Source organism: Tepidimonas charontis, from assembly GCF_007556685.1.
Taxonomy (GTDB): domain Bacteria; phylum Pseudomonadota; class Gammaproteobacteria; order Burkholderiales; family Burkholderiaceae_C; genus Tepidimonas; species Tepidimonas charontis.
In genome coordinates this window covers 1-9,300 of sequence record NZ_VJON01000063.1, presented here as the reverse complement: position 1 = coordinate 9,300, position 9,300 = coordinate 1, and the positions used below count along the sequence as shown (strand labels likewise).

Genomic DNA, 9,300 nt, shown 5'->3' with positions numbered 1-9,300 from the left:
CTGCAGCAGGATCATGATGGTGGCGCGCTCTTCGGCGCTCAGGTGCTGGTAGTGGGTTCCCATGGGACGGCGGCAGGGTCGAGTGCAGGGCAGATCAGGGGTGTTGCACTTGATTATTGACTCCACCCAGCATCTTGTCCACCTGCTCCTGGTCTTCGACGACCGCAAAGCGCACCTCGGCGTTGTTGATGGGAAAGACGCACTCGGCTGCCACCGCGTCTTGGTACAGCGGCACCGGAATGCCCCCCAGCGCTTGCGTAGCCAGCATGGTGGCGTACAGGCTGGGGCGGTTGGCGCCGATGACCACCAGATGTTCGCCACGCCGCAGGCCGAGCTGGTGCAGCCCGGCGGCGATGTGTTGCACGCGCTGCAGCATCTGCGCCCAGGTGGTGGTTTGCCAGATGCCGTATTCCTTCTCGCGCATGGCGGGCGCTTGGGGGCGCGTGCTGGCGTGTTGGATCAGCAGGCGGGGAAAAGTCGTCCGCATAAAGGCTCCTCTGCCGGTGGGGCGCGCAGCCCGCGTGCCCACCCTATTGATCCCACTGTACGCCAAGATTTGACGCTATTTTGTCCTTCTGTGGACAATCTAGGGTTTGTACGGATCAGGACTTTCCCTAGGGGGCGCGCTGCCTGCTTCCAAGTGCGGAAGAATCGCCGTGGGATGGGTGAGGGCGCATCAGCGGCAGAGCACCAGGCGGGGCAGGCGAGTGGATGCTGCCAGTGCGCGTCCCACGATCGACAGGAGACAGCGACACGATGACCCCGGTGAACCGCTTGCGCCAGCGGGCGCGTCCGCTGACGCCAGCCGAGTTGGCCAGCATTCCCTGGCTGGTACGTCTGGAAGAGACGGTGCGCCCGCGTGCCGCCGATGCCTTGATCCTCAGCGAGGCCGAGCCGGGCGAATTCATTTGCCGCGTTGGCCGCCCCGTGACCTATTGGTTTGGCCTGCTCGATGGCTTGTTGAAAATGAGCAACGACGATCGCCTGGGGCCCCTGATGACGTTCACCGGCGTGGCGCCCGGCGGGTGGTTTGGAGAGGGCACGGCGCTCAAGCGCGAGGTCTATCGCTACAACATCCAGGCCCTGCGGCGCAGCGCCGTCGTTGGCCTGCCGGTGGAGTCATTCCACTGGCTGCTCGACCATTCCATCGCCTTCAACCGCTTCGTGATGAATCAGCTCAACGAGCGTCTGGGGCAGTTCATCGCTGCGCGCGAGATCGACCGTATCAGCGATCCAGACGTGCGCGTGGCACGCAGCGTGGCCAATTTGTTCCATCCGGTGCTGTTTCCCGGCGTGGGCGAGGTGTTGCGCATCACCCAGCAGGAGCTGGCGTACCTGGTGGGCTTGTCGCGCCAGCGGGTCAACCGCGCGCTGGCGCGTTGGGAAGACGCCGGCGCCATCCGGGTGGAATACGGCGGGTTGCGGGTGTTGGACTTGGAGGCACTGCGGCGGGCGGGGCGGCCCGACGGGGCATGAGGTCGGCCCGCACCGCGCGTGGTGCTGGCGGCAGGCGGCCAAGCCTGGCGTGGCCTTGCGGGGGCGCGGCGCTCTTGAAACACGCGGCACATGCCCCCATTACAAAGCCGGACAGAGGTGTGCCCGCAGCGGGCGGCGCACGCTTCATCGTTTGCCGTTTTTCGATGCCGACTCCATGAGCACCAAACACACCCACGCCTTCCAAGCCGAAGTGGCCCGGCTGCTGCACCTGGTCACGCATTCGCTCTACTCCAACCCCGATATCTTTTTGCGCGAGTTGATTTCGAATGCCTCGGATGCCTGTGACAAGTTGCGCTTCGAGGCGCTGGCCGACCCGACGTTGTACGAGGACGCGCCGAACCTGGACATCCGCGTCACTTTCAACAAGGCGGCCAAGACCATCACCATCACCGACAACGGTATCGGTATGAGCGAGGCCGAGGCGATCGAGCACCTGGGCACGATCGCCAAGAGCGGCACGGCCGAGTTTTTGCAGCGCCTGTCCGGCGACCAGAAGCAAGATGCGCAGCTGATCGGCCAGTTCGGCGTCGGCTTTTACTCGGGTTTCATCGTCGCCGACCGCATCGTGGTGGAAAGTCGGCGCGCGGGCTTGCCGGCCGAGCAGGGCGTGCGCTGGAGCAGCGATGGCAGCGGCTCGTTCGAGACCGAAACCATCACGCGGGCGGCGCGCGGCACCAGTGTAATCTTGCACCTGCGCGAGGACAAAACCGAATACCTCAGCCGCTGGCGGCTGAAGTCCATCATCGGCAAGTACTCCGACCACATCAGCCTGCCGATCCTGATGCCCAAGGAGCAGTGGGACAAGGACAAGGGCGAGTATGTGTTGCTCGACGAATGGGAGCAGGTCAACGCCGCCAGCGCCTTGTGGACGCGGCCCAAGCGCGACATCTCCGACGAGCAGTACATCGCGTTTTACAAGACCATCGCACACGACGACGAGGCGCCGCTGGCCTGGAGTCACCACCGTGTCGAGGGCAGCACCGAATACACCCAGCTGCTCTACATCCCGGCCAAGGCGCCGTTCGACCTGTGGAACCGCGACAAGAAGGCCGGCGTCAAGCTCTATGTGCAGCGCGTCTTCATCATGGACGATGCCGAGGCCTTGATTCCGACCTATCTGCGCTGGGTCAAGGGGGTGGTGGATTCGGCGGACTTGCCGCTCAACGTCAGCCGTGAGTTGCTGCAGGAGAGCCGCGACGTCAAGGCGATTCGCGAGGGCAACACGCGCCGCGTGCTGAGCATGCTGGAAGACCTGGCCGCGCGCGACCGCCTGCCCGAGGGCGAGGCCTGGGACAAACTCAGCGACGAGGAAAAGGCGCTAGCGCAGCGCGACGCTGGCAAATACACCCGCTTCTGGGCCGAGTTCGGGCTGACGCTGAAAGAGGGCCTGGGTGAAGATATGGCCAACCGCGAGCGCATCGCGCGCTTGCTGCGCTTTGCCAGCACCCACAGCGACGCGCCCACCGTCAGTCTGGCCGACTACAAGGCACGCATGAAGCCGGGGCAGCAGGCCATCTACTACCTGACGGCGGAATCCTTGACCGCGGCCCGCCACAGTCCGCAGCTGGAAGTGTTCCGGCAAAAGGGCATCGAGGTGTTGCTGCTGGGCGACCGCATCGACGAGTGGGCGATGTCGTTTTTGCATGAATTCGACGGCACCCCGCTGCGCAGCGTGGCCAAGGGAGCGGTCGATCTGGGTGAGCTGCAGGACGAAAGCGAGAAAAAAGCCGCCGAGGAGGCCGCCGAGTCGTTGAAACCGGTGTTGGAGCGGCTGCGCGCGACGCTCAAAGACCGCGCCAAAGACGTGCGCGTGACATCGCGACTGGTCGACTCACCCGCCTGCTTGGTGGTGGAGGACGGCGAATATTCGCTGCAGCTGGCGCGGCTGCTGAAGGCCGCGGGCCAGAAGGCGCCCGAGGTCAAGCCGATTCTGGAACTCAACCCCAAGCACGCGCTGGTGCAAAAGCTGGCGCAGGCAGGCGACCGCTTCGACGACTACGCGCTGGTGCTGTTCGATCAGGCGCTGCTGGCCGAAGGTGGCCTGCCGGAGGACCCGGCCGGCTACGTGCGCCGGGTCAATGCGCTGCTGGTCTGAGCGGCAGCTTCCGGGCGCCGGCGTCAAGCCAAGGACGCCGTCCACTCGATGATTTTGCGGTGATCGGAGGGCATCAAGGTGTATTTGATGCCCTCCGCCGACAGCAGCGTGCGCATTTCGTTGTCGATTTCGCGTGCGCGGTTTTCGTCTTGCAGTCGGCCCACGCTGACGTAGGGCTTGTCGGGGTCGCGCTGGGCGAACAGGTTGATGTTGTCGAACTGCCGGTACCACTCCAGGATCTGGGCACGGGTTTTGGCCTCGTCGCAGATATTGTCCGGGTAGTGGGCGTTGTAGTAGAGCAGCTGCGGCAGGCCCCCCTCGGTGACCAGAAAGGCCGTTTGCCCGTCCAGCAGGTCGAGGATGCGGAACTGCTGCAGCGCAATGCCGTACTGGTTGCGCAACGCCTCGAAGTCGCGCTGCCACACCAAGGATTTGGCGACCTCGGGCACCCACTCCACCGTCTTGCCCATCAGGTGCAGCTTGAGCACGATGGCCGAGCTGTAGAGCGACTTGTCGCAGCCCGGCCCGCCGATGATGTTGATCACCTTGGTCGGATAGCGCCGCAGGCGCTGCTCCTTCGGCTTGGGGGTGACATAGCCGACGATCGTGCTCATGGCTGTCTCCTCTGCGGGTAAGCGGCGACTTTCGCTGGACTATCGTAGCACCGTCTGCGTATCATCGGTGAATGGGTGCCATCAAGCCGCAACCGCGCGGCGCGTCCGCGCCGCCGCCCGAAGTTCTGGCCGAGCTGTATCCCGGCCAGTCGATAGCGCTGCTGCAGGCGCTGCACATTCTGACGCGCGATGCGCGGCTCAACCAGGATTCACGCCGCAAGCTCAAGCAGGTCAACCACCTGCTGCAATTCATCGAGCCGCTGTTGCATGAGGCGCTGCAGGCACGCGGTGACGTGACCTTGGTGGATCACGGCGCGGGCAAGTCGTATCTGGGTTTTTTGCTCTACGACCGTTTTTTTGCCCAGCGTGCGCAGGGGTCGGTGTGGGGCGTGGAGGCGCGCGCCGAGCTGGTCGAGCGCTCGGCGGCGCTGGCGCAGCGCCTGGGTTTCGCGCGCATGCACTTCGTCGCCGCCACGGTGCGCGAGGCGATGGCCACGCTGCCAGCCACGGTGGACGTGGTGACCGCGCTGCACGCCTGCGACACCGCCACCGATGACGCGATCGACTTTGCCCTGCAGCGCCAGGCCCAGGCGGTGGTGCTGGTGCCGTGCTGTCAGGCCGAGGTGGCGGCCGTGTTGCGGCGTCACAAGGCGTTGCAGCTGGCGCGCACGCCCCTGGCCGAGCTGTGGCGACACCCGCTGCACACGCGCGAATTGGGCAGCCAAGTCACCAACGTGCTGCGCTGCTTGCGGCTGCAGGCCAGCGGCTACGAGGTATCGGTGACCGAGTTGGTGGGTTGGGAGCATTCGTTGAAAAACGAACTCATCATCGCGCGTCGCAGCGGCCGGCGTTCGCGCAGCGCCGCGCAGCGCCTGCAGCGGCTGCTCGATGAGCTTGGCTTGCAGGAACTGCAGGCGCGCTTTGCGGTCGCACCCATATGAACATGCTGAGCCAAGGATGGGGCGCGCTGGTGGCCTGGCCAGCGGTACTGTGGTTGGCCTGGTGGCTGGGCGAGCGCTGGCACGCACGGGGCCTGCCGCGCGTGAGCACGTACGTGGCCGTCGGGTTGGTGGGCGGCGCGTTGGGGGGGGTGGCGTCGCTGCGGGTGCCGCACGAAGGCGGTGCCTTGCTCGCGCAGCTGGCGTTAGCCCTGGTGCTGTTCGAGCTGGGCTGCCGCATCCACCTCGGCTGGTTTCGGCGTAATCCTTGGGTGCCGGCGCTGGGCGTGTTGCAATCCTTGGCCCTGTTCGCCGCTCTATACCGCGGGCTGGCCGCCCTGGGTGTGACCGAGCCGTGGCGTGCGCTGCTGGCGGCAGCAGCAGTGGCGGCGTCGCCCGCGGCCTTGCTGCGCGTGGCCAATGACGCGCGCGCCGCCGGCCAGGTGACGGAGCGGATGCTGCACTTGGCCGCCATCCAGTCGGTGCTGGCGGTGCTGCTGCTCAAGCTGGCCTCGGCCTACTGGTTTTTGAGCGCCGAAGGCGACTGGGGGCAAGCCCTGTTAAGTAGTTTGTACGCTGGCTTGCTGTCGGTGGCCTTGGGGGTGGCGTTGGCCGTGGTGTTGTCGGCGCTGATGCGCGGTGCTTATCCGTCGTCGGCGGTGCCCACGGTGGGCTACGCCTTGGCTCTGGTGTGGTTGACGGTGGTGGCCGATGCCTTGCGCCTGTCGCCTCTGCTGGCGGCGCTCAGCTTTGGCGTATTGCTGCGCGAGCGCTTGGCCTGGGTGGCCAACGCGCAGCGCGACTTCGGCACACTGGGGCTGACGTTGGGGGTGTTTCTATTCGTTTATGTCGGGGCGCGCACGTCGTGGTCGGCCTTGGCCGACGGCGCCGTGTGGGCAGTGGCGGCGCTCATCGTAGCGGCGCGGTTGGTAGTGCCGGTGGCGCTGAACGCCGCGCTGGCCGTGCCCAGCGGCACCACGGTGCGCAAAGGCGTTTTGACAGGGGTGGCCTTGCTGCCGATGTCCGCCATGACCCTGGTGCTGCTGGAGCGCAGCGCTGCGCTGGGATTGGGTCCGGCGCCGCAAGCCCTGTGGCACGCCAGCGCCGCGTTGCTGCTGCTGGAGCTGGCGGGGCCGGTGCTGACCTTGTGGGCCTTGCGTGCCGCGCGCGAGGCTGACGGCAGCGGACGCCGTGGTGCGTCCAGCGGTGGCGAACGGTCTGCCTTGGCGGCGGGGTCGTCGCCCGCGCCAGCCGGCCCACGGGAGGCCATCCGGTCTGCAGACGACCACACGGCGCGAGCCTGAGCGGAGGGAAGCGCACCATGCCCTTGGAGCCATTCAAGACCTCGGATGCGTTGTCGATGGGGGTGGAGCTGGAGCTGCAAATCGTCAACACCTACGACCAGGATTTGTCGAGCAGCGCCGATGACCTGCTGGCCTTGCTCAAGCGCGCGCCGTTTCCGGGCAGCGTCACGCCCGAGATGACACAGAGCATGATCGAGATTGCCACCGGGGTGCACACCCGGCACGACGCGCTGCTGGCGCAACTGCGCGCGATGCGTGACGCCTTGGTCGCGGCAGCCGATCGGCTCAACGTCGAGCTGGCCGGTGGCGGCACCCACCCCTTTCAGCGCTGGTTCGAACAACGTATCTTCGACAAACCGCGCTTTCAGCAGCTGTCGGGTTTATACGGCTATCTGGCCAAGCAATTCACGGTGTTTGGCCAACACGTGCACATCGGCTGTCGCTCGGCCGACGAGGCGCTGTTTTTACTGCACGCGCTCAACCGCTATGTGCCGCACTTCATCGCGTTGTCGGCCTCGTCGCCCTTTTTCCAGGGGGTCGACACCTGGTTCGACTCGGCGCGGCTCAATTCGGTGTTTGCGTTTCCGCTCAGTGGCCGTGCGCCGTTCGTGCTGCGCTGGGACGATTTCGAGCGGGGCTATTTTCGCAAGATGGAGTCCACGGGCGTGGTCAAGTCGATGAAGGACTTCTATTGGGACATCCGTCCCAAGCCCGAGTACGGCACGATCGAGCTGCGGGTATGTGACACCCCCCTGACGGTGGAGCGCGCCGCCGCGTTGGCCGGCTATTTGCAAGCCCTGTGCCGATACTTGCTGGAGGGCGGCGATCCGGCCCCCGAAGAAGACGACTACCTCGTCTATACCTACAACCGCTTTCAGGCCTGTCGTTTCGGTTTGGAGGGTACATTGGTGCACCCGCGCACGCGCGAGCCGCTGTCGATTCGCGAAGACGTCTTGGCCACCGTGCGGCGGCTGCAGCCGCATGCCGAGGCCTTGGACAGCGTGGCGGCGTTGCAGGAAATCGAGCGCGTGGCCGGCAGCGCGGGCAACCACGCCAGCGCGCTGCGCGCCGTGTATGCGCGCAGCGGCAGCCTGCAAGGGGTGGTGCGGGCGGCGGTGGGCGCGTGGCGTGGCGACATGCTAAGCTGAACCCCGTATGTACGCCAGCCGAGTGTGAGCTGGCGGCAACTTTCGGAGACTTGCCATGCCAGGCCTGCTGCCCCACATCGACCCCGACGGTCTGCTGGAATTTTCGGTGGTCTACACCGACCGCGCGCTCAACCACATGTCGCGGCGCTTTCAGCGCGTGATGACCGACATCGGCGCCATCCTGAAAGAGGTCTATGGCGCCCATGCCGTGGCGCTGGTGCCGGGCAGCGGCACCTTCGGTATGGAGGCGGTGGCGCGCCAGTTCGCCAGCGGGCAGCGCGTGCTGGTCATTCGCAATGGCTGGTTCAGCTACCGCTGGACGCAGATTTTCGAGATGGGCCGCATCCCGGCCGAAAGCGCCGTCTGCAAAGCGCGCCGCACCCACGATGACGCGCGCGCTCCCTGGGCACCCGCCCCGCTGGAGGAGGTGGTGCACACGATCCAGACGCTGCGCCCGGCGGTGGTGTTTGCGCCGCACGTGGAGACGGCCGCTGGCCTGATGTTGCCGGACGATTACCTGCACACCGTGGCCGAGGCCGTGCACGGTGTGGGGGGCTTGTTCGTGCTGGACTGCATCGCCTCGGGCGCCGTATGGGTGGACATGCGCGCCACGGGCGTGGATGTGCTGATCTCCGCGCCGCAAAAGGGCTGGAGCGGCTCGCCGGCCTGCGCCATGGTGATGCTGTCGGAGCGCGCGCGCCATGCCATCGACGGCACCACCAGCACCAGCTTTGCCTGCGACCTGAAAAAGTGGCTGCAGGTGATGGAAACCTACGAGCAAGGCAGCCACGTCTACCACACCACCATGCCCACCGATGCGCTGGCGCGACTGCGTGATGTGATGCAGGAGACGCGCGCACACGGCTTTGCGGCGATGCGCGCGGCGCAGTTCGAGCTGGGCCAGCGCGTGCGGGCCCTGTTCGAGGCGCGTGGTCTGGCAAGTGTGGCCGCGCCCGGCTACCAGGCACCGGGCGTGGTAGTGAGCTACACCGACGACCCCGAGATCGCCAATGGCAAAAAATTTGCCGCAGTTGGCTTGCAAACCGCCGCGGGGGTGCCGCTGATGTGCGACGAACCGGCCGACTTCCGGACCTTCCGCGTCGGTCTGTTCGGGCTGGAGAAACTGCTGCATATCGAGCGCACCGTGGGTCATCTGGCCCAGGCGCTGGATCGTTTGGTGATGGTGGCGCAGGAGGCGACGTGCACCTAGGGCCTGTTAACACTATCGCAACGATTCGACGATCAGTGCGAAGTGGATGAAGGCCGCGAACATGACGTCGAGCTTGTCGAAGCGGCTGAAGATGCGGCGGAACCCTTTCAGACGGCGCAACAGGCGCTCGATTTCGTTGCGGCGCTTGTAGATCTCGGTGTTGTACGCCCATGGCTGGGCCCGCAGCGGATGCGGGGGCACGACCGGATTCAGGCCCAGATCCAGCGCGAGCTGCCGGGTTTCATTGCCCTCGTAGGCGCGATCCATGACCAGATGGCAGCGCGCGCTCAGGGGTGGCAGGGCATGCAGCAGGGCGCGACCGGCTGGGGCATCGCCCGCCTGGCCCGGCGAAAGCGAGAAGGCTAACTGTCAGGTCCCGGACGATTACGTGGCACTTTTATGAAAAGTTCCGGTTTTTCTTTGTACCATCTTTTCATGGCCTCGATGGGCGGGACATGTCCCAGGGCTTTCTGGGGGATGTGGTGATTGTACAG

Annotated in this window: 7 protein-coding genes and 3 pseudogenes; 6 read left to right on the top strand and 4 right to left on the bottom strand. The window is 65.9% G+C overall.

Annotated features, from left to right (window positions below; all coding sequences use genetic code 11):
• Positions 1 to 127: 127 nt before the first annotated feature.
• A pseudogene (locus Tchar_RS12805) lies at positions 128 to 487 on the bottom strand (AMP-binding protein); the annotation flags it as partial.
• A 269-nt stretch (positions 488 to 756) separates the two neighbouring features.
• Here Tchar_RS12805 and Tchar_RS12800 point away from each other — a divergent pair.
• Entirely contained in the window at positions 757 to 1,476 is a 720-nt protein-coding gene (locus Tchar_RS12800; protein ID WP_144329383.1) for a Crp/Fnr family transcriptional regulator, read from the top strand.
• Positions 1,477 to 1,651: 175 nt separating this feature from the next.
• Positions 1,652 to 3,592, top strand: a complete 1,941-nt coding sequence (htpG, locus tag Tchar_RS12795; RefSeq protein WP_144329382.1) for a molecular chaperone HtpG — start codon at positions 1,652 to 1,654, stop codon at positions 3,590 to 3,592.
• A 23-nt stretch (positions 3,593 to 3,615) separates the two neighbouring features.
• Here the strand turns inward: htpG and Tchar_RS12790 are convergent, their stop codons facing one another.
• Complete coding sequence (locus Tchar_RS12790) at positions 3,616 to 4,206, bottom strand: DEAD/DEAH box helicase family protein (protein ID WP_144329381.1); 591 nt, start codon at positions 4,204 to 4,206, stop codon at positions 3,616 to 3,618.
• Positions 4,207 to 4,277: 71 nt separating this feature from the next.
• Here Tchar_RS12790 and Tchar_RS12785 point away from each other — a divergent pair, with 71 nt between their 5' ends.
• From Tchar_RS12785 to Tchar_RS12770, 4 genes are read left to right on the top strand one after another with little or no spacing between them, the layout of a single operon-like run.
• Positions 4,278 to 5,147 carry a class I SAM-dependent methyltransferase gene (locus tag Tchar_RS12785; protein ID WP_144329380.1) on the top strand — a complete coding sequence of 290 codons (870 nt, stop codon included), beginning with the start codon at positions 4,278 to 4,280 and terminating at the stop codon, positions 5,145 to 5,147.
• Complete coding sequence (locus Tchar_RS12780) at positions 5,144 to 6,448, top strand: cation:proton antiporter domain-containing protein (RefSeq protein WP_144329379.1); 1,305 nt, start codon at positions 5,144 to 5,146, stop codon at positions 6,446 to 6,448. The genes Tchar_RS12785 and Tchar_RS12780 overlap by 4 nt, the downstream gene beginning before the upstream one ends.
• A gap of 17 nt (positions 6,449 to 6,465) precedes the next feature.
• On the top strand, positions 6,466 to 7,596 hold the full coding sequence (locus tag Tchar_RS12775) for a YbdK family carboxylate-amine ligase (protein ID WP_144329378.1): 1,131 nt from the start codon (positions 6,466 to 6,468) through the stop codon (positions 7,594 to 7,596).
• Between the two features lie 55 nt (positions 7,597 to 7,651).
• Entirely contained in the window at positions 7,652 to 8,806 is a 1,155-nt protein-coding gene (locus Tchar_RS12770; RefSeq protein ID WP_144329377.1) for an aminotransferase class V-fold PLP-dependent enzyme, read from the top strand.
• Between the two features lie 12 nt (positions 8,807 to 8,818).
• On the opposite strand, the pseudogene Tchar_RS12765 reads toward Tchar_RS12770, so the two are convergent.
• Together Tchar_RS12765 and Tchar_RS14135 are read right to left on the bottom strand one after the other, a co-directional pair.
• Positions 8,819 to 9,172: pseudogene (locus Tchar_RS12765) on the bottom strand (transposase); the annotation flags it as partial.
• Positions 9,169 to 9,300, bottom strand: a pseudogene (locus Tchar_RS14135) (IS481 family transposase); the annotation flags it as partial. The pseudogenes Tchar_RS12765 and Tchar_RS14135, both read right to left, overlap by 4 nt.

Coding starts and splice junctions, on each gene's coding strand:
- Tchar_RS12775 (WP_144329378.1), top strand. CDS start 6,466: ATGCCCTTGGAGCCATTCAAGACCTCGGATGCGTTGTCGATGGGGGTG.
- Tchar_RS12785 (WP_144329380.1), top strand. CDS start 4,278: ATGGGTGCCATCAAGCCGCAACCGCGCGGCGCGTCCGCGCCGCCGCCC.
- htpG (WP_144329382.1), top strand. CDS start 1,652: ATGAGCACCAAACACACCCACGCCTTCCAAGCCGAAGTGGCCCGGCTG.
- Tchar_RS12800 (WP_144329383.1), top strand. CDS start 757: ATGACCCCGGTGAACCGCTTGCGCCAGCGGGCGCGTCCGCTGACGCCA.
- Tchar_RS12790 (WP_144329381.1), bottom strand. CDS start 4,206: ATGAGCACGATCGTCGGCTATGTCACCCCCAAGCCGAAGGAGCAGCGC.
- Tchar_RS12770 (WP_144329377.1), top strand. CDS start 7,652: ATGCCAGGCCTGCTGCCCCACATCGACCCCGACGGTCTGCTGGAATTT.
- Tchar_RS12780 (WP_144329379.1), top strand. CDS start 5,144: ATGAACATGCTGAGCCAAGGATGGGGCGCGCTGGTGGCCTGGCCAGCG.